This is a genomic window from Bradyrhizobium sp. 14AA, from assembly GCF_054185205.1.
The window spans coordinates 1-23,604 of the sequence record NZ_JAVAYM010000040.1 but is presented as its reverse complement, the minus strand read 5'-3'; the positions used below and the strand labels follow the sequence as shown (position 1 = coordinate 23,604).

Below are 23,604 nucleotides of genomic sequence, written 5' to 3'. Positions count from 1 at the left end.
CGCTCGATTTTATTGAGTTATTTCAGCCGCTTATTAGCGGAGCAGCTGGAGCACGCTCTGCTGCGAGGTGTTGGCCAGCGACAGTGCCGAGACCGCAATCGACTGGCGGGTCGACAGCGCCTGGCTGTTGGCCGCCTCGACGTTGGTGTCGGCCAGGGTCAGGTTCGACGAGCCGGTCTGCAGCACGTTGATCAGGTTCTTGTTGAAGTCCTGACGGATCTGCACCACCGAGAGGTTCGAGCCAAGGCTCGAAGCTTCCGAGCGCAGCGTGCTCGAGGCGGCGTTGAGGTTGGTCAGCACCCGGTTGGCGGCGGCGTTGTCGATGAAGTCGACGCCGACGGTCAGCGAGGCGAGGCCCAGACCCTTGGAGTTGTAGGTCACGCCGGTGATGTTCAGGCTCGACTTGCCGGTCTCGTCGAACACCAGCTTGAGCTGGTCGCCGTTCAAGAGGTTGACACCGTTGAACGAGGAGTCCTGCGAGGTGGTGTCGATCTGGTTCAGGATGTTGTTGTACTGGGACACCAGATTGGCACGCGCCGTCTGAGCAACGCCATCCTGGACGGGGTTGGAGGCCGTCGAGAAGGTCAGCGCCGAGGTGAGCGTGCCGCCGATCGCACCACCCGCCGTCGTCGAACCGAGCGTCGAGGACGCATAGTCGTTGGACGCGGTGATGGTCAGCAGGCCGTTGGCGTCGATCGTCGCCGACAGGTTGTTGGCCTGCAGCTTGGTGTTGAGCTGATCGAGCGTCTTGACCGTGCCGTTGGTGCCGTCGCCGAAGGTGACATTGACCGCCGTGCCTGCGTTGAAGGAGGTGAAGGTCAGGGTCTTGCCCGCAATGCCGCCGATGCCGGAGGTGCGCGCCGCGGTGAAGGCGGTCGCGTTGCCGGTGTTGCCGGCGAGGCCGAGCACGTTCAGCGCATTGCCGGTGCCGGTGATCGACAGATCGGCGTTGATACCGGTCGAGAGCTTGAGCTGACCAGACGAGTTGATCGTCGAGTTCGACTGGCCGGTCGCGGTCGCAAGCGACGCAGTGCCGTTGGCGGCGATGGTCGCAGTCTGCACGCCGGTCGCAAGGTCGATCGCCTTCAGCACATCATTGACCGTGCCGCCCTGCAGATAGACCGTCGAGTTGCCGTTGCCGTCGGTGACGACCGCACCGTTCACACCATACCCGCTCGGAACGCTCGGAGCACCGGTCGTGCCCGGGATCGGCGCATTCTTGAAGGTGATGACGTGACCGTCGACGTTCAGCGTCGAGCCGTCCGAGAGCTCCGCACCCAGCGAGGCCGCGCTCGTGGTCCGGTTGACGTCGATGGTGGCGTTGCCTGCACCCGTGGACGTCGTCAGACCGAGAGCCTTGAGCAGGTCAGCCTTGCCGGTGACGCTCAGATCCGCACCCGTCGAGCTCTTCAGCGTAACCTGGCCGCCGGCAACGCCCGAAGCAGCACCACCCTGTGCAGTGCTGATGGAGATCGTCGCAGCACCCGAGGTGATCGATGCCGTCTTGACGCCGCTGGCAAGATCGATCGCGCTCAAGAGGTCGCTGACGCTCGCCGTGGCGAGATAGACGGTGGTGTTGCCGTTGCCGTCGGTGACGAGGTTGCCGCTGACGCCCGAACCGGAGGGAACCGCGGTCGACGCCGGAGCAGCACCCGAACGGAAGGTGATGGTCTTGCCGTTGACGGTCAGCGTGTCGCCGTCGGCGGGCTGAGCGTTGCCGACGAGGCCGGTCGCGGTCGTGCCGTTGGTGGCGATCAGGGTGATGGCGCCGGTCAGGGCGGTGGTACCATCGCCGGCCGTTGCTGCCGTACCCGTGAAGGAGCCGAGAGTGGCGCCGAGCGTCGTGGTGCCGTTCGCCGCCGTGGTGCCGCCGGCCGTGCCGTTATACAGCACGTTGCTGGATGCCGTCGCGCTGGCGAAGCTCGTCGTACCGCGCAGGTCGGCCGCCGTAGCACCGGCGATCGTGGTGGAGACGTTGGACTTGGTGGAGTAACCGACCGTGGTCTGCAGCGCCTGGTTGGCGATCGACTTCGCGGAGTCAATCAGCTTCTGCAGCGAGGTCAGGCCGGTGTTGGCAGCCTGCAGCACCTGCACGCCGTTGGCGATGCTGTCGAGCAGGTTGTTGATGTCGCTGGCGCGGTTGTCGAGCGACTGTGCGGTGAAGAAGTTGGTGGGATTGTCCAGGGCCGAGTTGACGCTCTTGCCGGTCGACAGACGGTTCTGTGTGGTGGCGAGCAGGTCAGCGGTGGACTGGAGGGAGAGGAGGTTCTGACGAACCGACGCAGAGAGAACAATACCGGACATGACTTTTACCCTTCTGGCTTACGCGTCTTCGTTCGATCGCTTCGGATCGAGTGACGGGGCCAGCGTGCCGCGACATGGCTAACAAAGGGTGAAACGAGACCCGCTCGCATAAGCGCCGGTTCACCATAAATCGGACGCGCGCGCTTGCCGGGCCGCCAATCGGACTGAAATTATTGGCGATTTTCTTCGCTTACGCTCCATTAACCATAACCGACGGTTACTTTTGGAGCGCCATCGAGAGCATCTCGTCCCTACGCGCAAAAACAAAGCGGCGGGGCCGAAGCCCCGCCGCCGGATCTTGCTTGCGATGTCGTCCGCGACTTAGCGGAGCAGCTGCAGCACGCTCTGCTGCGACTGGTTGGCCAGCGACAGCGCGGAGACCGCGATCGACTGGCGGGTCGACAGCGCCTGGCTGTTCGCCGCTTCGACGTTGGTGTCGGCCAGCGTCAGGTTGGACGAACCGGTCTGCAGCACGTTGATCAGGTTCTTGTTGAAGTCCTGACGAACCTGCACGATCGTCAGGTTCGAACCGAGGCTCGAAGCTTCCGAACGCAGCGTGCTCGACGCGGTGTTCAGGTTGGTCAGCACCTTGTTGGTGGCGGCGTTGTCGATGAAGTCGACACCGCCGGTCAGCGCAGCAAGGCCCAGACCCTTCGAGTTGTAGGTCACGCCGGTGATGCTGAGGTTCGACTTGCCGGTCTCGTCGAACACCAGCTTGAGCTGGTCGCCGTTCAGCAGGTTGACGCCGTTGAACGAGGAGTCCTGCGCCGTCGAGTCGATCTGGTTCAGGATGTTGTTGTACTGAGACACCAGGTTCGCACGCGAGGTCTGGGCGACCGTGTCCTGGACGGGGCTGGAAGCCGTCGAGAACGTCAGCGACGTGGTCAGCGTGCCGCCGATCGCACCACCCGCGGCGCTCGAACCGATGGTCGAGGACGCGTAGTCGTTGGTGGTCGAAACGGTCAGCAGGCCGTTGGCGTCGATCGTCGCCGTCAGGTTGTTGGCCTGAAGCTTCGAGTTGAGCTGGTCGAGCGTCTTGACCGAGCCGTTGGTGCCGTCGCCGAAGGTGACGTTGACCGCCGTGCCGCCGTTGAAGGAGGAGAAGGTCAAGGTCTTGCCGGTGAGGCCGCCAACGCCCGAGGTACGCGCCGCGGTGAATGCGGTCGAGGTCCCGGTGTTGCCGGCGAGGCCAAGCACGTTCAGCGCGTTACCGGTGCCGGTGACGGACAGATCGGCATTGACGCCGGTCGAGATCTTCAGCTGGCCGGAAGCGTTGATCGACGAGTTGGTCTGGCCGGTGGCGGTCGCAAGCGTCGCCGTGCCGTTGGCGTTGACCGTCGCGGTCTGCACGCCGGTGGCAAGGTCGATCGCCTTCAGCACGTCGTTGACCGTGCCGCCCTGCAGATAGACCGTCGAGTTGCCGGCGCCGTCGGTGAGAACGTTGCCGGAGGTACCGAAGCCGCTCGGAACGCTCGGCGCACCGGTCGAGCCCGGGAGCGGCGCGTTCTTGAAGGTGATGACATGACCGTCGACGTTCAGCGTCGAACCGTCCGAGATCTCCGCACCCAGCGAGGCCGAGCTCGTGGTCCGGTTGACGTTCACGGTGGCGTTGCCGCCGCCAACAGCCGTGGTCAGGCCGAGGGCCTTGAGCAGGTCAGCCTTGCCGGTGACGCTCAGATCCGCACCCGTCGAGCTCTTCAGCGTAACCTGGCCGCCGGCAACGCCCGAAGCAGCACCACCCTGTGCAGTGCTGATGGAGATCGTCGCAGCACCCGAGGTGATCGATGCCGTCTTGACGCCGCTGGCAAGATCGATCGCGCTCAAGAGGTCGCTGACGCTCGCCGTGGCGAGATAGACGGTGGTGTTGCCGCTACCGTCGGTGACGAGGTTGCCGCTGACGCCCGAACCGGTCGGAACAGCCGTCGATGCCGGAGCAGCACCCGAACGGAAGGTGATGGTCTTGCCATTGACGGTCAGCGTGTCGCCGTCGGCGGGCTGAGCGTTGCCGACGAGGCCGGTCGCGGTCGTGCCGTTGGTGGCGATCAGGGTGATGGCGCCGGTCAGGGCGGTGGTGCCGTCGCCGGCCGTTGCCGCGGTGCCCGTGAAGGAGCCGAGGGTGGCGCCGAGCGTCGAAGTGCCGTTCGCCGCCGTGGTGCCGCCGGCCGTGCCGTTATACAGCACGTTGCTGCTCGCGGTGGCGCTGGCGAACGACGTCGTACCACGCAGGTCGGCAGCCGTCGCACCGGCGATCGTGGTGGAGACGTTGGACTTGGTGGAGTAACCGACGGTGGTCTGCAGCGCCTGGTTGGCGATCGACTTGGCGCTGTCGATCAGCTTCTGCAGCGAGGTGATGCCGGTGTTGGCGGCCTGCAGCACCTGCACGCCATTGGCGATGCCATCGAGCAGATTGTTGATGTCGCTGGCGCGGTTGTCGAGCGACTGTGCGGTGAAGAAGTTGGTGGGATTGTCCAGGGCCGAGTTGACGCTCTTGCCGGTCGACAGACGGCTCTGTGTGGTGGCGAGGAGGTCAGCGGTGGACTGGAGGGAGAGCAGGTTCTGACGAACCGACGAAGAGAGGACGATACCGGACATTGAGTGTTACCCTTCTGGTACGCAACGCAACAAACAAACTTCGATTAGGATTAATCGATGCCGGGACGGTGAATGCAGACGGCTAACAAAGCATGAAGCGTGTCGCGGCAGTCCTTGCCCGGATTCACCATATGCGCGTTCGGAGCCGGATCGTGCTCGCCTATATCGTCATGATAGAATGATGTTTTTTGGTGCATCGACGAGGCGTTTGCGACTTGTCAACCATAACTCAGAGTGAGCAATTGGCTGCGTCCGAATGCATCCTCACCACCTCACCGAGCGGCACTCTGACGCCGGCGCAAAAACAAAGCGGCGGGGCCGAAGCCCCGCCGCCGGATCTTGCTTGCGATGTCGTCCGCGACTTAGCGGAGCAGCTGCAGCACGCTCTGCTGCGACTGGTTGGCCAGCGACAGCGCGGAGACCGCGATCGACTGGCGGGTCGACAGCGCCTGGCTGTTCGCCGCTTCAGTGTTGGTGTCGGCCAGCGTCAGGTTGGACGAACCGGTCTGCAGCACGTTGATCAGGCTCTTGTTGAAGTCCTGACGAACCTGCACCACCGAGAGGTTCGAACCGAGGCTCGAGGCTTCCGAACGCAGCGTGCTCGACGCGGCGTTCAGGTTGGTCAGCACCTTGTTGGTGGCGGCGTTGTCGATGAAGTCGACACCGCTGGTCAGCGCAGCAAGGCCCAGACCCTTCGAGTTGTAGGTCACGCCGGTGATGCTGAGGTTCGACTTGCCGGTTTCGTCGAACACCAGCTTGAGCTGGTCGCCGTTCAAGAGGTTGACACCGTTGAACGAGGAGTCCTGCGCCGTCGTGTCGATCTGGTTCAGGATGTTGTTGTACTGATTGACCAGGTTCGCACGCGACGTCTGGGCAACGGTATCCTGAACGGGGGCGGAAGCCGTCGAGAACGTCAACGACGAGGTCAGCGTGCCGCCGATCGCACCACCTGCGGCGCTCGAACCGATGGTCGAGGACGCGTAGTCGTTGGTGGTCGAAACGGTCAGCAGGCCGTTGGCGTCGATCGTCGCCGTCAGGTTGTTGGCCTGAAGCTTCGTGTTGAGCTGATCGAGCGTCTTGACCGTGCCGTTGGTACCATCACCGAAGGTGACGTTGACCGCCGTGCCGCCATTGAAGGAGGAGAAGGTCAAGGTCTTGCCGCTGATGCCGCCGATGCCGGAGGTACGAGCCGCGGTGAAGGCGGTCGCGGTCCCGGTGTTGCCGGCGAGGCCGAGGACGTTCAGCGCGTTACCGGTGCCCGTGATCGACAGATCGGCATTGACGCCGGTCGAGAGCTTCAGCGCACCAGACGAGTTGATCGTCGAGTTCGACTGGCCGGTGGCGGTCGCAAGCGTCGCCGTGCCGTTGGCATTGACCGTCGCGGTCTGCACGCCGGTGGCAAGGTCGATCGCCTTCAGCACGTCGTTGACCGAGCCGCCCTGCAGATAGACCGTCGAGTTGCCGGCGCCGTCGGTGAGGACGTTGCCGCTGACGCCAAACCCGGTCGGAACGCTCGGCGCACCGGTCGAGCCCGGGAGCGGCGCGTTCTTGAAGGTGATGACGTGACCGTCGACGTTCAGCGTCGAGCCGTCCGAGATCGTCGCACCCAGCGAGCCCGAGCTCGTGGTCCGAGCGACGTTCACGGTGGCGTTGCCGCCGCCGACAGACGAGGTCAGACCGAGAGCCTTGAGCAGGTCAGCCTTGCCGGTGACGCTCAGATCCGCACCCGTCGAGCTCTTCAGCGTGACCTGGCCGCCGGCAACGCCCGAAGCAGCACCACCCTGTGCAGTGCTGATGGAGATCGTCGCAGCACCCGAGGTGATCGATGCCGTCTTGACGCCGCTGGCAAGATCGATCGCGCTCAAGAGGTCGCTGACGCTCGCCGTGGCGAGATAGACGGTGGTGTTGCCGTTGCCGTCGGTGACGAGGTTGCCGCTGACGCCCGAACCGGAGGGAACCGCGGTCGACGCCGGAGCAGCACCCGAACGGAAGGTGATGGTCTTGCCGTTGACGGTCAGCGTGTCGCCGTCGGCGGGCTGAGCGTTGCCGACGAGACCGGTCGCGGTCGTGCCGTTGGTGGCGATCAGGGTGATGGCGCCGGTCAGGGCGGTGGTGCCGTCGCCGGCCGTTGCTGCCGTCCCCGTGAAGGAGCCGAGGGTGGCGCCGAGCGTCGAAGTGCCGTTCGCCGCGGTGGTGCCGCCGGCAGCGCCGCTATAGATGACGTTGCTGCTGGCAGTCGCGCTCGCATATGAGGTCGTGCCGCGCAGGTCCGCCGCCGTCGCACCGGAGATGGTGGCGGAGACGTTGGACTTGGTGGAGTAACCGACGGTGGTCTGCAGCGCCTGGTTGGCGATCGACTTGGCGCTGTCGATCAGCTTCTGCAGCGAGGTAATGCCGGTGTTGGCAGCCTGCAGCACCTGCACGCCGTTGGCGATGCCATCGAGCAGGTTGTTGATGTCGCTGGCGCGGTTGTCGAGCGACTGTGCGGTGAAGAAGTTGGTGGGATTGTCCAGGGCCGAGTTGACGCTCTTGCCGGTCGACAGACGATTCTGCGTGGTGGCGAGGAGGTCGGCGGTGGACTGGAGGGAGAGCAGGTTCTGGCGAACCGACGAGGAGAGGACGATACCTGACATGACTCTGTTACCTTTCTGGTAAACGACGCTTACTGTTACGCGTCTGCTTGGATCGAGCTTGACCCAGCGACGGGCGGACCGTGGCGCCGAGACCTCTAACGAAACATGAAATGAAATCGGTGCTTTCGCTGAGTCGGCGCGCGATTCGGCCGATATGCGCACCCGAGGCGTCAGCCCGCCGGGTAATTTCAACGCTGATATGATTGAGCTTTTCCGCGGCGATCGCCGGGATTCACAACTCGTTAACTAGTCTTGATGGAGTATTGCGCCCTGATCCGCCGCAACACACGCTCGGTTACGAAAGCGTTGATGGAGAACAGGCATGGCCCTCAAGGTCGAGCTCAGACCGCACGAACGCATCATCGTCGGTAACTGCGTGATAACCAACACCGACCAGCGCGCCCGCCTCCTGATCGATGGCGACAACGTGCCGATCCTGCGCGAACGCGACATCCTCACGCCGGAGACCGCCGATACGCCCGCCAAGCTCGTCTATCTGGCGGTCCAGCTCATGTACATCTCGCCGGATCCGCAAACCCAGCACGGCACCTATTTCAACCTCGTGCGCGACATCGTCACCGCGGTGCCGAGCTCCTGGCCGATCATCGAGGGCATCAACAACAACATCCTGAACGGCGACCTCTACCGGGCGCTGAAGGACGCGCGCAAGCTGATCGCCTACGAGGACAAGCTGCGGGGCCAGTTCGAGGCCACGCATCCCAAGGCTGAAGCGGACAAGGCCGACGTCAGCAGCGCCGCCTGACCCCGCGCTTTCGCGGGCCACGCCGCGCGAACGGCGAAGCTCCGCAAACGACAACGGCCCCGGATCGTCTCCGGGGCCGTTGTCGTTTGCGGCAAGCACCAGCTACTGCGCGGCGAGCGGCGGCGCCTCGACCTCGATCACGCCGTCACCGCTTCGCCGTCCGCCGAACTCCAGCACGGCCGCGATCAGCGCATCGATGTCGGTCTCGTCGGTACGGTGATTGACGATGGCGGCGCGGATCGCAAGCTTGCCGTCCAGCGTCGTGCTCGACGGCGCGGCGATGCCGGACTCCTGGATATCGGCGACGATCTCGCGATTGACCGTATCATCGGCGCGGTAGCGGAAGCAGACGATGTTGAGATTGACCGGCGCCAGCAATTCCAGCCGCGGCTCGGCGAGGACGAGCGTTTCGAGATATTTTGCCAGCGCACAGCTTCGCGTGATCACCGCACCCAGCCGGTTGGTTCCGAACGTCTTCAGCGTGAACCAGGTCTTCAGCGCGCGGAAACCGCGTGACAGATCGGGGCCGAGATCACAAGGCCACACCGCGCCCGCTGCAAGCCCCCTCGCCTCGCGGCGCAGATAGGCCGCGGGCTGTGCGAAGGCCTGCCGATGCTGCTCGCCGTCGCGCACCATCAGGAAGCCGGCATCGTAGGGCACCTGTCCCCATTTGTGGAAGTCGAGCGCAATGGAATCGGCGAGCTCGATGCCGCCGAGCAGCGGCGCGAGCTCGGGTGACAGGATCGCAAGCGCACCGAAAGCGCCGTCGACGTGGAACCAGATTCCTTCCTCGCGGCACAGCTCCGCGACGGCCTTGAGGTCGTCGATCGCGCCGATGTCGACCGTGCCGGCGGAAGCAACGACCAGGAACGGCTTGAAGCCGACCTCGCGATCGACCGCGATCTGCGCGCGCAGCGCGGCGACGTCGATGCGATGATCGGCATCGACATCGATCTTGCGCAGCGCATCGGTGCCGAGCCCGGCAATGTCCATCGCCCTCGACACGCAGCCATGCGCGGCCTGCGACGTATAGGCCGTGAGCAGTGCACCGTCATTGCCGATGCCGTGCTGCCGCGCCAGCGAGCCAAGCGCGCTGGTACGCGCCACCAGCACCGCCATCAGATTAGCCATCGACGTGCCCGTGACGAAGATGCCGCTCGCACTGTCCGGGAAGTCGAACAGGCGCCGCATCCACGTGACGATCTGGCGCTCGACCTCGATCGGCATGTGATCACGCCCGCCGAGATTGGCGTTGAGGCCAGCCGCAAGCATTTCCGCGAGCATGCCGACCGCCGTCCCGCCGCCATGCACCCAGCCCATGAAGCCGGGATGGACGTTGCCGGTCGCATAGGGCGCGACATGCTCGGCGAATTCGCGATAGACCTCGGCGAGATCGCTCGCCTCGCGCGGCACGTCGGCGCTGAAGGCCGCACGGACCTCGTCGGGGATCGGCTGCCAGACGGGGCGCGCACGAACGTTGGCGATGCCGTCGATCGTCTCGTCCAGCATGCGATGGGCAAGCGCGCGAAACTCGTTCCAGTCCTGCGGATCGAGCGAGGTGTTCGTGACGGAGCCTTGCGGCTTGCGAATGATCTCGTTCATGCGGCACTCCCCTCGCCCGCTTCTGCGTGCCGCGACAGCATCGCCGTGAACGCCGCAAAGATCTTGCGCATCTGCGGCGGCTTGTATGGAAACACGCCCGGCGGATCCATGTTGTGCACGACGGCGGTGTTGTCTGCCTCGAACACCAACAGTTCGTGGTTCTGGTTCTCGGCGCAGTCGACGATGAAATAATCGAGGCCAACGCGCCTGCTCATCTCGTCGAGCGCGACCTTGTGGCGCGCAGCGAAGGCATGGTCGAAGTCGAGCATGAAGACCGCCTCTTCCGCGCGCTTCTCCTCACTGAACGCCATGTAGGCGTTGAGATACCAGATGTCCCAGCGGTCGGCGATCGCCATGTGGCAGGCGTAAGGCTTGCCATCGACCATGGCGAGACGATATTTGCGATAGAGGCCGTCGGGACTCGCATAGTCGACGAAACGCGCAACGAAGAAGTCCTGCTCTTGCCGCTCGGCAAGATAGGCGGCGAGCGCCGCCGCATCGTCGAGCTTCGCGAGCCCGACACCGGCATGCGTGCCGCGCGGCCGCGCGATCATCGGAAAATGCAGTTCGCCCTCGATGCTACTGCAAGCTATCTGCCCTTCCGAGAGAGCCGACAATTGTGCACGCGTCGCGTGGGCGGTCACGGGAATGTCGAGACCGGGGATGCCCATCAGCAGCCGATACAGCTTGTCGCGATCGAGGTTGCCGATGAGATCGGGGCGATTGAGCAGCGGCCGCGGCCAGTGCGGCGCAGCCTTCTCGATCAGCGCGAGCGCCTCCCGGCATTCCTCGGAATCGGATGCAATCACGATGGCAACGTCGTGCTCGGGCAAACTTTCCGGCAGATCGACGCTCTTGACTACGTAGAGCGTCAACAGCTCGATGTCGGAGTCTTCGAGCAGGAAATCGATCGGTGTGTTGCCGCCCATGTCGATGTCGGCGGCAAGCGCGAGCACGCGCAGGCTCGGCTTCGGAGCCGCACTCGGCGTGCGGAACAGCTGATGGAAGGTGAGTACCTCCGACTGGATCGCAAGCCCGGCTTGCTTGTCGCCGAGAAGCTGGACGATCAGCGACAGGTCGAGGCCTTCGCCCGCATGCGCCTTTCCCTCCGTGATCCGGACCACGAGCTGATCGCGCAGCGGCTGCAAATCGACGCCTTCGAAGGCCTGGCGCGTCAACTGCGCGAAGCCGATGCGATCGGCATGGTTCGGCGCGGAAACTGGATGCTGCATCTCACACCTCGAACGCGGACTTCAGCGGCACGGTCGCGGCCGCACCACGATCAAGCAACAACTCGATCTTCACGAGGACGTGGGCGATACGATCGAGCATGTGCTGCACATTGCGTTGCGCCTGCGCCGCATCGAGCGACCAGGCCTCCGTCACGAGCCGTGCGCCGACGCAGAGACGCAGCACGGCCTGCTGCGCGCCGTCCTGTCGTTCCAGCCGGACCGGCTGGCCGATCAGGCAGCGCTGCACGGCGATCTGGCGGTCCGCCGCGGTCCCGCTGATCTCCTCGTTCACGTCACGCGCCAGCGCCCGATGGACGGCGCCGGTCTCCGCGATCGAGACAGGCTTGCCGTCACGCAGCAGCGTGAACGAAAAAATCGTGGCATGTGCGAATTCATCGTCGTCCGCGCCGCTCTTCTCGATCGCGGCTGGAACGGCGCGAAGCGAGGGCGACAACGCGATCATGCTCTCGATGCCGGCGGCAAGCTCGGCCAGCACTCTTGTGCGGAACGCCCCGGGCACGGCGTAGTAGCTGCCGATCTCGGCCAGCGCCGCCTCCCAGCGCAGCCATTGGCCGAAATTCGGCCGGCGCTCGAAGCGCGAACGCAGCGGCGTCCAGGCCTTGGGCCAGTCGCTGCGGCCGGCATAGTCGAAGAATCCCGGCGCGATCCCCTCGACCCTGTCGAGCGAGCGCGACAGGCCTTTGGGCACCAGCAGCGCGCCGCTGAAGGCGGGACCGCCGAAGAATTTCGAACCTGTCATCAGCACCATGTAGCCGCGGTCGAGATAGCTGCGCAGCCGGCGGCGGCCGAGCCGGGCCTGGCATGCATCGACGACGATTTGAACCTTGCGCGGCCAGCGCCGCGCGATCTCGTCGAGACAGGCCGCGCTCGGTGCGCGCCAGCCGAGCTTCGAGGAATCCATGATCTGGAGCAGCACGCTCGCGCCTTGCGCGATCGTGGCTTCGATCGCACCCAGCACTGCGGCATCGGCATCCGTGCGCATCACGATGTCCGACCCGGTCTCGAGCAGCGGCAGCGCAATGCTGGCGCCGGCCAGCCCCGCAACTGCGCCGTCCTTGCGAACCGCAAAGCCGCTCGCCGTCATGGAGCTGAAATGGTGCCCGCGCGCAGTATGCGTGGTTCCGCTTCCGGTCTGGTCGGCGCCGACCACGATCGTCACCGGCGGCGCACCGAGCACCGCACGCGCCACGAACAGGGCATGGAGCTGCGAGTCGGTGCCGGACGGCGAGAACACGACCTCGACGCGCGGCGGGAGCTGGAGATGGCCGCGCAGCTCCGCGCGCATGTCCTCGCAGCGCGCATCGAAGGCGACCTCGACCTCGTCGAACAGGCACTTGTGCATCAGCTCTTCGCGCGCCAGCGCGGCGCGGTCGTAGGCTGCTTGCGAGATCGCAGAGGCGGTCGAGGAAGCGAAATTCCAGATCTCGGGCTCGGGCGAGGCCCCGCAACCATAGGCATTGACGCGATCCCTGGGATCGAGCGCCAGCCGCGGATCTCCGCCGGAGACGAGCAGCGTATCCAGCGGCGTGAAGAGATCGCGCAGGCGATAGCGCGAGCCGCCTTCGGACGTGCGCTCCGGTTCTGCCAGACGGGATGCGCCGGCGCTCATCCCGGACGGCTCACGCCGCATCGGCGGCCGCCGCGGGCGCCGGTGCGAATTGCGAGGCGATGTCGCCGTGGAACACCGACGGCCCGACGTGATCGAGCGAGCTCTGGATATCGGCCCAGATCTCGCCGCCGATATCGGTCCAGCGCTTGCAGAAGGCAAAATCCTCGGAGAGATAGGTGCCGGTCACGGGATCGATCATGCATTCGAACAATGCGAACCGGTTCTGGCTCGCCGCAAGCGTGTCGTGCGAATGCTCGCGGAAGAATTGCAAGGCCGCGTAGTCCGGATGGCGGCACATCGCCTCGAGCGCCTGGCGGCGGATCATCAGGAAGCCGGTGCCGGCGTAGCGCACGCGGGTAAAGCCGTTGACCACCACGATGCGGTCGGGTTCCTCGATCTCGAGCACGTAGTCGAGCGAGGCCGCCGGCACGTCGGTGCGGCCGGCCTCGATCGCGCGCTTCGCCTTGTCCCAGTTGACCCGCTTGATCGGATAGCAGCCGGCGACGACATCCGCGCCGCATTCGATCAGCCGGAACACCTGCTCCGGCTTGAATCCGATGTCGGCATCGATGAACAGGAAATGCGTTGCCTTGGGATCGTCCAGGAACATCGCGACCAGATTGGCCCGCGCCCGCGTGATCAGCGCGTCTCCGTCGCGCAGGAGCACCTTGAGCTCGAGATTGGACATGCCGTGCACGGCGCGCTGGAGCGCGAAGATCGAGCTCGCATAGATGCTCGACACCTGCCCGCCGAAGCACGGCGTTGCCACCACCAGTTGCATCCTGTCCGACATCGGCAGCTCCGCCCCGCTCCAATCCTCACCAAGAGGTAAAGAGGCATGGTTAACGGCGCCTTAACGCATCCTTACAGGAACTTGACGAGCGAGAGCTGCGCGAGGTTCGAGGTCACCTGGTAGGACGCCTGGAGCGCGTTCTGGAGCGCCAGAATCTCGCTCGCAACCTGGTCCTGCGGGGCGGATTCCGCCTGGTCGATGATGGTCTGGAGCTGCGCCTTGGCCTGGGTCTGGCGCGTGCTCGCGTCCTTCATCGTGTTCTGGGCCATCGCGATGTCGGTCTGGATGTCCTCGACGCGCTGCTGTCCGGGCTGCTGGGTCAGCGCCTGGGTCGTGCGCAGGCTCAGCGCGGCGACCTGCCCGCCCGAATACTGCCCGGTCGGCGAGGTCGAGAACGTCCCGAACACGGCGATCGCCTGCAGCTGCCGGCGGATCGCGTCCTCGTTGGCCTGGGCGCCGTACTGTACCGTGACGGAATCGTCGACCCGCGCCATCGCGGTGGAGCGCGGCGAGCCGGGGCCGTCATTGCCGGTGTACCACTTCACGGTGGTGGCCGAGCCGTTGGCCAGCGTCGTCGCCGAGCTCGCCGGCGAGGAGCCGACGCGCAGCGGCGGCTGGGTGGCGGTCACGGGCGTCGAGCTGAAACCGAGCGAGCTCAGCGCGCCCGTATTCGAGCTCATGATGTTCAGGCTCGCCGCATCGTCGGTGTTGATCGTGATCGAGCCGCCATGGACCGTCGACGGCTTCGAGGTGCCCGTGATCTGGTCGATCTTGCCGAGCAGGGTCTGGATGCTGTCGGTGACGTTGAGCTGGTTGCCGGTCGCGCCCGAGCTGACGAAGGTGAGCGTGGTGCCGTTGACGGTGATGGTGTCGCCGGCGACGAAGCCCGGCGAAATCGAGTCCGATGGGCTCGTGCCTGACAGCGCCGTCGCGCCGGTGACGGGCGCCGGCGTCGCGGCCTGGTTGTTGACGGGCGTGCCGATCGCGGAACTTGCGGTGTTGAAGAAATTGTCGCCGGCGACGATCGCGGACGCTGCCACGAGCGAGGTGTTGGCGAGCTTCGTGATCGCGGTGTTCAGCGCGGTGTTGAGGTTGTTCGCGGTGTTGGTCGGGTTGACGGGGGTGCTTGCGTCGATCGCGAAGCTGCCGAGCGGCGTCGGTGTCGCCGAGGACGCCGTCAGGTCGATCTGCTCGGTCGTGCCGTCCGGCAGCGTAAACTGGATGCTCAGCTTGTCGCCGTTGTTCGGGTTGACGCCGTTGAGATCCACCGAGAACGACACCGGCGAGCCGCTGGGACCGGTGACGGTTGCGCCTGTCAGCGTCGAGGAGACCGCCGCGATCTTCAGCCCGAACGGTGAGCCTGCGACGTCCTCCGACACCTTCACCGAGCTCGGCGTCGGCTGGGTCTGCACCAGGCGGCCCATGCCGTTGGCCCCCAAGTCGGCGGCCTGACGCTCCGCCATGACGGTCTTGAACCCCGCCTGCGTCGTGGTGCCGTTGATGATGTCGCCGGCATTCGCAACCGACTGCGTGCTGACGGCCGTTCCGGAGAACAGGTAGCGATTGCCCGTTTGCGTGTTGAGCACGCCGACCATCGAGCCGAACTGGGCGGCGGCGGTGTTCTGCGCGATCGTCTGGCCGTTGACGTTGAGATCCTGCGCGGTGTTGGCCGCGCCCGTCTGCACCGTGCTGCGGATCTTGGTCAGCGATTGCAGCGCTGTATTGGCAAGATTGATGCTGACGTTGACGTTCGTGATCGTGTCGGTATAGGCCGCGATGTTGGAGAGCTGCGCCCGCCCGGCGATCGCGAAGCCCTCGTTTGTGCCCATCCCGGAATAGTTCTGCGACAGTTTGCCGGTCGAGAGCTGCGTCGAGAGGTCGGTGAGCTGCTGATTGATGTTGCGGATCTGCGAGCCCAGAACCGACGAAGAGTAGTTGATGCTGCTGATCGACATGTTTCAGAGCCCTGTTACTTGTTACACTTGAGCCTGGAGCAACGTGTTCATCATGCTCTGCACCACCGACATGACGTGGGCGTTGGCGGCATAGGCATTCTGGAGCTGAATCAGGTTCGACATCTCCGAGTCCAGATTGACGCTGGAGGTCGAGTTGAACTTGGCCTGGAGCGTCGAGACCACGACGCTCTGGCCCTGCTGGAGCTGGGTCGCCTGGGTCGCGGCGTTGCCCTGGACGCTGAGGAATTGCTGGAGATAGCTCGAAACGCTGCCGGTGAAGGGCTGGCTCGCCGAGCCGAGGCCGCTCTGCGGCGAATAGGAGAACACCGCCGAGGTGAGCTGCGAGTAGAGATAGTCCGAGCGCGTGGTGTCGCCCGCGGGCGTCACCGGCGAGGTATTGTAGACCGACATCCTGGTCGGATCGCTGACCAGCTGCGTGTTCACGGCGATGCGTCCGGCAAGGCCCGTCATCTGCGAGCCCGATGCCGTGATCGCGCCGGTGTAGAGCGCCTGTCCGCCGTCGGTGAACAGGGGCAGTTGCGGGTTGCCCGAGGTCAGCGACGAGATCGTCTTGCTGATCGAGGCCGAATTGACCTTGGCAAGGCCGCTGTTGTCGTCCGTGATACGCAGCGTGGTGGCGGTCGCCGGCGACGGGGCTGCGGAGAAAGTCAGGTGCGAGCCTGACAGCGCCGTGTTGAGCGCGGAAGCGATCGCGCCCATCCCGCCGGAGAAGTTCACGCCGATCTGCATCGGGTTGGCGTTGGTCGCATTCTGCAGCGGCAGCGCCGCCGGATCGGTGACGTTGACCAGCGTGACCTGACGCTTCGTATTGGTCGCCGTGTCCGTGTAGGTGAAGGTGGCGGTGTTGCCCGGCTGCGCGCCGGCAAGGTCGATGTCGAAACCGGCGGGCGGGCCGGTCACGGTGCTGCCGGCGGTGGTCTTGTCGGACAGCGCGCTCGACATTGTGGCGGCGAGCTGGTCGATCTGGTTCTGCGCCTGCACCAGCGTCTGGTCGCGCAGCTTCAAATCAGCCGCGATCTGGCCGGAGGAAACCACGTTGTTGGCGACGACGTCGAGCTGCGAGCCGTTCGGGAGCTTGATGTTGAGCGCACCGACGCCGGATTTGGCCGGATCGATGTTGTAGAGCGAGGTCGCCGAGAGGGCGCCGGCGGACGCGAAGGTGAATTGCGAGGCGAGCCCGGCGCCGACCAGCTGGATGCCGGTCGTGGTGTAGATGTTGGCCTGGTTCGACCCGTCGGTGGTGACGCGGACGTCGACATATTTCGACAGCGTGTTGATGGCCTGGTCGCGCTGGTCCATCAGCGTCGCGGCCGACGGATCGTTGGCCGACAGGCCCTGAAGCTTGGTGTTGATGTCGGCGACCTTCTGCATCGCCGCGTTGGCCTGCTGCGCCGAGGTGCCGAGATCCTGCTCGACATTGGAGCGCAGCGACTGGATGCCCTTGGTGGTGACGTTGAGTTGCGTCGCGAGCGCTTGCGCCGCGCCCAGGGCAACGGTTTGCGCCGACGAGGACCCCGCGTTGGTCGACAGCGCCTGAAGCGCCGTGGTGAAATTGTTCAGCGCGGTTTCGAGCGTGCCGCTATTGCCGGGCGTGCCATAGACGTTCTGAAGCTGCTTCAGAATGTTGGCCATCTGGTCGGCGTAGCCGCTGCCGCCGATCTCGGTACGCAGCTGGTTCAGCACATAGGTGTCGAGCTCCCGGCTGACGCCGGTCGTCATCGCCGTCGAGCCGAAATCGCCGGTGGTGACCTCGATCTGGTTCGGCGTCTGGACGACGTAACCAGGCGTCTGCGAATTGGCGACGTTCGAGGAGACGATCGAGAGCGCGGCCTGGTTGGCACGCAGACCGCTCATCGCACTGGCGAGGGCTGAACTCAAACCCATGTCACTAGCCGCCTTTGGTTACGTCACGCGCCGATCAGCGCAACACGTTCAGGAGGTCTTGCACCATCGAATTCGCCGTCGTGATCACCTTGGTGTTGGCCGAATAGGCCTGCTGGGTCACGATCAGCTTGGTGAATTCGTCGGCGATGTCGGTGTTCGAGCCTTCCAGCGACGAGCCGCTGATGGTGCCCGAGGCGCCGTCGATCGCAGGCCCCGACTGTTCGGTCGCGGCATAAGCGCCGCCGTCGAGCGCCTTCAGGTAATTGGTGCCGTTGAAGTGCGACAGCGACACCTGCGCGAGATCGAGGTTCTGGCCGTTGGAGAAGGTGCCGACCACGAGGCCGTTGTTGTTGACGGCGACGGAGCGGAGCTGACCGGCGGCGTAGCCGTTCTGGGTGATGGTGTTGATGGTCACCGCGCCGCTGGTGCTGGCATATTGCGTCAGCCCGCCCGAGGAGATGTTGAAGGCGACCGAGCCGAGCGACTGGCCGCTGACGCTGACGTTGTTGATGGTGATGCCCGAGCCGCTCGGCGAGGTCAGCGAGCCGTCGGAGGCAAAGGTGAAGGCCTGCCCGGTATTGACCCAGCCGACCGTCGTGCCGGTCGCATTCGGGTCGGTCTGATAGAACAGGTTCCAGCTGTCGGTATGTCCAGTGCCCAGCGAGGCGCTGTCGGTCTTGGCCCAGCGCAGTTGCAGGTTCACCGGCGTGCCGGCTGCGTTGTAGGCGGTCACCGCACCGCCGCTGATCGATTCCTTGGTGAAGGTCGCGATGTCGTTGCCGATCACGCCGCCGGTGCCGGCGGTGCCGCCACCGTCGCGGTTCTTGGTGATGGTCGAGGTGAAGCCGAGCGCGGCGAAGGCCGCACTGTTGGAGCTGGACACCGACAGATTGGAGACGGTGCCGGTGTTCAGCGTGATCACGCCGCCGGTGCTGACGGACGATCCCGACGCGCCGGAGAGCGCGTCGATCTTGCCGAGCAGGGTCGTGATGTTGTCGGTGATGTTGATCTGGTTCGCGCCGGAAGCGCCCGACGCCATGAAGGTCAGCGTCTGGCCGTCGACCGTGATGGTGTCGCCGGCCGCAAAGCCCGACGTGAGCACCTCGGCGCCGCCGGCGGTCGCGCTGCCGCTCAGCACCGTCGCGCCGGTGATTGCGGGCGAGGACAGCACGTTGCCGCCGCGAGTCACGCTGCTGATGCCGAGCGCGGTGGCCGCCGTGCCGCTGCCGACCGCCACGTCGGTGCCAGTACCCGTCGAGATCTGGATATTGCCGCTGGCGGAGAGCGAGGCCGTGACGCCGGCGCCGCCTGCGGTCTGGATCGCGTTCAGGATGCTGGCCACCGTGGCCGTCGTGCCCGCACCGAGGCCGATCGTTGTGTTACTGCCGACCGTCGAGACGGTGGTGCCGCCGTTGAAGGTGACCGTGTTGCCGTTGATCGTCAGGGTCTGGCCGCTCAGCGCGGTGAGGATGCTGGAGGCGAGATGCGTGCCCACGGTGTTGTCGAGGGAGGTGGAGGTCGAGGCCACCGCGGACGAGTTGTTCTGGAGCGCAACCGTGCCCGTCCCCGTCGTCGACGAGTAGGCCGAGCGGATGTTGCCGGTGGCGGCCGCACCGGACACCGTCGCGTTGGTATAGGGTGCGGGCGGTGTGCCGACCGGCAGCGGGTTGGCGGTGAAGTCGGACGGATTGAGGCCGCCAGCCGCCAGTAGCGTGCCGCTCGCCGCGGTCGAGCTCGCCACCGTATTCGGCTGGGTCGGCAGGTTCGCCGCGTACTGGATCGAGGTTGTTGCCTGCGCCGGGATGAAGTTGTTCTGGAATTTCAGGACGGTCGCGACGTTGCCCTGCGGGTTGCCGGTCTTGGGGTCGACCGTGACGCCCATCAGATAGTAGCCGGCGCCGTTGACCAGATTGCCGTTGGCATTGAGCTGGAAGTCGCCGCGCCTCGTGTAATAGGTGACGCCACTGAACTGCGGCGCGTTGTCGACGATGCCGGTCGCCTTCTGGATCGAGAAGAACCCGTCGCCGGTGATCGCCATGTTGGTGGCGACACTGGAGCCCGAAATCGTGCCCTGCGTCGTGATGGTGGCCTTGGCGTTGGCCGTCACGCCACCGGCGACCTGCTTGCTTGGCACCGAGGAGTCGGGGATGAGATCGACGAAGCTGGTGCCGATGCCCTTGTAACCGGTGGTGGATGAGTTCGCGATGTTGCCGGAAATGTTCTGCAGCGCGTAGGACTGCGCCTGCAGGCCACCCACCGAGGTGTTCATTGCATCGAAGATACCCATAACTTTGTCTCCAAATCCGATCTCGGCGGCGCCAACGCATGGCCGCAGTCGGGAGAGACAGTCGCAAGGGCTATGCCAATGCGGATATTCTCATGAAATCAATGACTTAATGAAAAAGCCCCAGTCCGATGACCGGGGCACAATTGCCGGGACCGGCAACAATTGCCGGGACATCCTGTCGTTCCGGAGCGATGCGCAGCATCGAATCCGGAACCTCGAGATTCTCAGGTGCGCAATTGCGCACCATAGTTCGGTCCTGCGGACCGCCCCGGAATGACGAGTAGAAAGGCTTACGTCGCCGACGCCGCCGCGGGGTGGAAGACCAACCCGAAACCGTCGATGCAGTAGCGCAGTCCGGTCGGTTTCGGACCGTCGTCGAAGACGTGGCCGAGATGGCCGCCGCAGCGGCGGCAATGCACCTCGGTGCGGACCATGCCGTAGGCGCGGTCCTCGGTCTTGCCGACATTGCCCTCGATCGGCTGGTAGAAGCTCGGCCAGCCGGTGCCGCTCTCGAATTTGGTGTCGGAGGCAAACAGCGGCAGGTCGCAGCCGGCGCAGGCGAACACGCCCTTGCGGTGCTCCTTCAGCAGCGGGCTGGAGCCGGGCCGCTCGGTGCCGTGATTGCGCAGGATCTCATATTGCTGCGGCGTGAGCTGGGCACGCCATTCGGCCTCCGTCTTCTCGATCTCGAACTTTTCCGCGACCTTCTCACCAGCCTCTGCCGGGGATCCCCTCAACCAGCGAAAGGCCGAGAGACCGAACAGGCCGGCGACAGTCGTCAACAGGATGCGGCGATCAAACATCTCATTCTCCGTGCGGGAGCGTCCACGCCCTGAGATACGGGCTCTAACGGCCGACGTTACACTTCCGGGCGGAATTTTTCTCGGGCCTATCGCGAGACGCCGTCGTCGTGCGAGGCCGGTTCCATGGCCGGCTCTCCCTCTTGGACCGCAGGTTTCGGCGGCGGGGCCGGCCGAGGCCTGACGCCGGGTGGCGGACGGCGCGGACCGGTGCCGGCAGCCCGGTTGGCTTCGGCAAGACGTGCCTCGCGTTCCCGATCCTTGACCCTGGCACGCTCGCGGTAGCGAGCGAGCGATCCTGCGGCGGCGGAACTCGCCCTGCCCCAGATCCCGACCAATTGGCCGGCGACACGCCCCGTGGCGCCGCCCGCCCAGACCAGCTCGAACGGCGAGAACAGCCGCCAGCGCTCGTCGCCCCACAGGATGCTGCGCGCAATCATCTGCCCGGCCATGGCCGAGGTGTTCATGCCCTGGCGGCCGAACCCGCTCGCCACCCACAGGCCTTTGCGCAACTGGCCGATCTGCGGCATGCCGTGGACGGTCTGGCCGGTGGCGCCGCCGAAGGTTTCGGTGATGTCGACATTGCCGAGTTGAGGAAAGATGGATCGGATCCGCCGCCTGACGGCGCCCGCAAAGCGCTGCGGACGCGCCGCCCAGGTGGTCTCCGGGCTCTCCCACATCAGCCGGTCGCCGTCGACGATCCGGAAATGGTCGACGCCGTCGGAATCCATCACCGATCCCTTGAACGCAATGATCTCGTGCACGCGCTCGCCGAGCGGCGCGGTGATGCCGGCATAGCGCCAGACCGGCAGCAGCGTCTCCGACAGCCGCCGCAAGGGCGCGCCGAGATGGATGTTGCCCGCGAGCACGATATGGGTCGCGCGCAGCCGCGCCGAGGGCGTGACGATGCGCTTGCGGATGCCGGAATGATCGATGCTGACGACGGGCGTATCCTCGAAGATGCGGGCGCCGGCCCGCCGCGCCAGCGTCGCCAGGCCGTGCACATATTTGCGCCCGTCGACCTGGAACGCTTTGGGATAATACACGCCGTGGAAATAGCGATCGGTCTTGAGCACCTCGCGGACGCGATCGACCTGCCAGCCCTCGACCTCGGTGTCGAAATCCTCGTTCAACATCTGCAACCGGCTGATCAGCCGGTCACCAGCATCGACGTTGGAGACTTGCAGCACGCCGTCGCTGGGGGCTACTCCCGGCATGTTCTCTTCCGTGGCGTTGGCCCGGACGAACTCGGCCCCCTCCTTCGACAGCGTCCACAATTCGCGCGCGTCCTCGAAGCCGATGCGCTCGATCAGCTCGGTGAGGGGCAGCGCGAAGCCCGGCATCACGGTGCCGAGCTGGTTGCCGGAGGCATTCCAGCCGACGTGGCGCCCCTCGAGCACCGCGACGCTGGCTCCGAGCCGGGCCGCCTCCAGCGCGATGGAGAGCCCGGCAAGCCCCGCCCCGATGACGCAGATGTCGGCGTCGAGATCGAACGACAGCCGCGTGCGGTCGCGAAAGCCGGCTTCTTCCTGGGACACGCTTGTGAAAGTCTCGCTCATGTCGTTTTCTTAGAGCATGATCCGGAAAAGTGTGCAGCGGTTTTCCGGAAAGTTCATGCTCAAAACAACAATTTAAAGCGCGATGACGACTTGTGCTGATCTCATCGCGCTTTAAAGGATCGATCGGGCCCGGTCACCTTGTCCTCAGCCGGCGCCTGTAGATTATTCTGGACGTGGAACGATTCGAGAATGCCATGCGCCGTTTGATGCTGCTGCGTCACGCCAAGACCGAGACTGACGCGCCGAGCGGCCGTGACCAGGACCGACGGCTCGACGACCGCGGCCACAGGGATGCCGCGGAGATCGGCGACTGGATCGCCGCCCATCCGCCCTTCCCCAATGCCGTGCTGGTGTCGCACGCCGTCCGGGCCCGCCAGACCTGGGACATCGCCTGGGCGGCGATGAAGGACCGGGTCGCGGCGCCGCAGGTCGAGATCCTGCCGGAGCTCTACGGCGCCGATCCCGCGCAGATCCTGGAATCCATTCGCACTGCAACCGCCCCGGCCAACCCGAAACATTTGCTGCTGGTCGGCCACAATCCCGGCATGCACGAGGCCGCGCTGATGCTGACGGGCGGTGGCGATCCGGCCGGCGCCAAGGCGCTCGCCCACAATCTGCCCACCGCGGGGCTTGCGATCTTCGACTTTGACGTCAAGGATTGGGGCGACGTGGCCTACCGCCGCGGCAAACTGGTGCTGTTCGTCAGCCCCAAGCTGCTTCGATCGGGTTGAGACAGCGGGCGCCGTCTCGACCGGTCCATCCAGCTTGGTCACTAGGGAGGCGCAGATGTTCAAGTCCATCCTCGTGCCCATCGACCTCGCCGACACTGATCTCGCCAAGCCGGCGATCGCGACCGCGGCAACGCTGTCGCAGACCTGGAGCGGCGCGGTACGCCTGCTCAACGTGCTGCCGATGACGCCGGTGATGCTGGCCGAATACGTGCCGGCCGATTTCGACGAGCAGCAGCGCCAGACCTCGGAGGAAGCCCTCGCCATCGTCGCGCGGGAATCCGGCATCGAGGCGGCACGCATCTCCAGCGTGGTGCGCCAGGGCGGCATCTACCACGAGATCCTGGAGGAGGCCGTGCACATGAAGGCCGACCTGATCGTGATGACCTCGCACCGGCCTGCAATGCGCACCTATTTCCTCGGATCAAATGCCGGGCACGTGGTGCGCTACGCCAAATGCTCGGTGCTGGTGGTCAGGCACTGACGGTTGCAGCGAGCCCGCTCTCGTAGGGTGGGTTAGCCCGCGGCTGCGCAAAGCGCAGTCCGCTGGCGTAACCCACCACTGTCTCTCTCCGCGGAAGCAGAAGAGGTGGATTACGCCTTCGGCTAATCCACCCTACGCATAAGACCTTGCCTTGCCCGACGGGCAAAACACCCAAACGCTCGGTCAACCCGCTCCGCCAAAAATATTCCGCTTTACCGAAATTCGGAATTGGCGGATAGTGCGCGCACTCCGGCCCAAGGAAGAGGGGCGTATCGCGATCGTCACGAACGCGGGCCGGGCGGCGGTGGACGCAGATGGCATCGGCGCGAACGGGTTT

At 65.3% G+C, this 23,604-nt stretch carries 15 protein-coding genes and 1 pseudogene; 4 read left to right on the top strand and 12 right to left on the bottom strand.

What is annotated here, in order from left to right:
- Positions 1–33: 33 nt before the first annotated feature.
- From RAD15_RS40385 to RAD15_RS40375, 3 genes are all read right to left on the bottom strand, one after another.
- Positions 34–2,304, bottom strand: a complete 2,271-nt coding sequence (locus RAD15_RS40385) for a DUF1522 domain-containing protein (protein ID WP_458184271.1) — start codon at positions 2,302–2,304, stop codon at positions 34–36.
- A 321-nt stretch (positions 2,305–2,625) separates the two neighbouring features.
- On the bottom strand, positions 2,626–4,896 hold the full coding sequence (locus RAD15_RS40380) for a DUF1522 domain-containing protein (protein WP_458184270.1): 2,271 nt from the start codon (positions 4,894–4,896) through the stop codon (positions 2,626–2,628).
- A 362-nt stretch (positions 4,897–5,258) separates the two neighbouring features.
- The gene (locus tag RAD15_RS40375) at positions 5,259–7,529 is read right to left on the bottom strand and encodes a DUF1522 domain-containing protein (RefSeq protein ID WP_458184269.1); all 2,271 of its coding nucleotides are present in this window, start codon (positions 7,527–7,529) and stop codon (positions 5,259–5,261) included.
- A 322-nt stretch (positions 7,530–7,851) separates the two neighbouring features.
- Between RAD15_RS40375 and flbT the strand changes: the two genes are divergently transcribed.
- Positions 7,852–8,292: a flagellar biosynthesis repressor FlbT gene (gene flbT / locus RAD15_RS40370; RefSeq protein WP_458184268.1), complete on the top strand. Its 441-nt coding sequence runs from the start codon at positions 7,852–7,854 to the stop codon at positions 8,290–8,292.
- Positions 8,293–8,394: 102 nt separating this feature from the next.
- Here the strand turns inward: flbT and RAD15_RS40365 are convergent, their stop codons facing one another.
- The 9 genes from RAD15_RS40365 to RAD15_RS40325 all read right to left on the bottom strand — a co-directional run bounded on the left by RAD15_RS40365 (position 8,395) and on the right by RAD15_RS40325 (position 22,055).
- A complete protein-coding gene (locus RAD15_RS40365; protein ID WP_458184267.1) occupies positions 8,395–9,894 on the bottom strand; it encodes a pyridoxal phosphate-dependent decarboxylase family protein in 1,500 nt (499 codons plus the stop codon).
- Positions 9,891–11,126: a hypothetical protein gene (locus RAD15_RS40360; RefSeq protein WP_458184266.1), complete on the bottom strand. Its 1,236-nt coding sequence runs from the start codon at positions 11,124–11,126 to the stop codon at positions 9,891–9,893. Before RAD15_RS40360 ends, RAD15_RS40365 begins: the two co-directional genes overlap by 4 nt.
- Position 11,127: 1 nt before the next feature.
- Positions 11,128–12,777: a hypothetical protein gene (locus RAD15_RS40355; RefSeq protein ID WP_458184265.1), complete on the bottom strand. Its 1,650-nt coding sequence runs from the start codon at positions 12,775–12,777 to the stop codon at positions 11,128–11,130.
- Positions 12,767–13,549 (bottom strand): hypothetical protein, encoded by a 783-nt coding sequence (locus RAD15_RS40350; protein ID WP_458184264.1) that lies wholly within the window; start codon positions 13,547–13,549, stop codon positions 12,767–12,769. The genes RAD15_RS40355 and RAD15_RS40350 overlap by 11 nt, the downstream gene beginning before the upstream one ends.
- 71 nt (positions 13,550–13,620) lie before the next feature.
- On the bottom strand, positions 13,621–15,504 hold the full coding sequence (locus RAD15_RS40345; RefSeq protein WP_458184263.1) for a flagellar protein: 1,884 nt from the start codon (positions 15,502–15,504) through the stop codon (positions 13,621–13,623).
- A gap of 21 nt (positions 15,505–15,525) precedes the next feature.
- Positions 15,526–17,409, bottom strand: a complete 1,884-nt coding sequence (gene flgK / locus RAD15_RS40340; protein WP_458184262.1) for a flagellar hook-associated protein FlgK — start codon at positions 17,407–17,409, stop codon at positions 15,526–15,528.
- A gap of 34 nt (positions 17,410–17,443) precedes the next feature.
- Positions 17,444–19,696 (bottom strand): flagellar hook-basal body complex protein, encoded by a 2,253-nt coding sequence (locus tag RAD15_RS40335; RefSeq protein ID WP_458184261.1) that lies wholly within the window; start codon positions 19,694–19,696, stop codon positions 17,444–17,446.
- A 290-nt stretch (positions 19,697–19,986) separates the two neighbouring features.
- Entirely contained in the window at positions 19,987–20,499 is a 513-nt protein-coding gene (gene msrB, locus RAD15_RS40330; RefSeq protein ID WP_458184260.1) for a peptide-methionine (R)-S-oxide reductase MsrB, read from the bottom strand.
- 86 nt (positions 20,500–20,585) lie between these two features.
- On the bottom strand, positions 20,586–22,055 hold the full coding sequence (locus RAD15_RS40325; protein ID WP_458184259.1) for an NAD(P)/FAD-dependent oxidoreductase: 1,470 nt from the start codon (positions 22,053–22,055) through the stop codon (positions 20,586–20,588).
- Positions 22,056–22,249: 194 nt separating this feature from the next.
- Between RAD15_RS40325 and RAD15_RS40320 the strand changes: the two genes are divergently transcribed.
- The 3 genes and pseudogenes from RAD15_RS40320 to RAD15_RS40310 form a co-directional block, all read left to right on the top strand.
- Positions 22,250–22,786, top strand: coding sequence for a SixA phosphatase family protein (locus RAD15_RS40320; RefSeq protein WP_458184258.1), 537 nt, complete (start codon positions 22,250–22,252; stop codon positions 22,784–22,786).
- A gap of 55 nt (positions 22,787–22,841) precedes the next feature.
- Positions 22,842–23,267, top strand: a complete 426-nt coding sequence (locus RAD15_RS40315) for a universal stress protein (RefSeq protein WP_458184257.1) — start codon at positions 22,842–22,844, stop codon at positions 23,265–23,267.
- 151 nt (positions 23,268–23,418) lie between these two features.
- Positions 23,419–23,604, top strand: a pseudogene (locus RAD15_RS40310) (hypothetical protein); the annotation flags it as partial.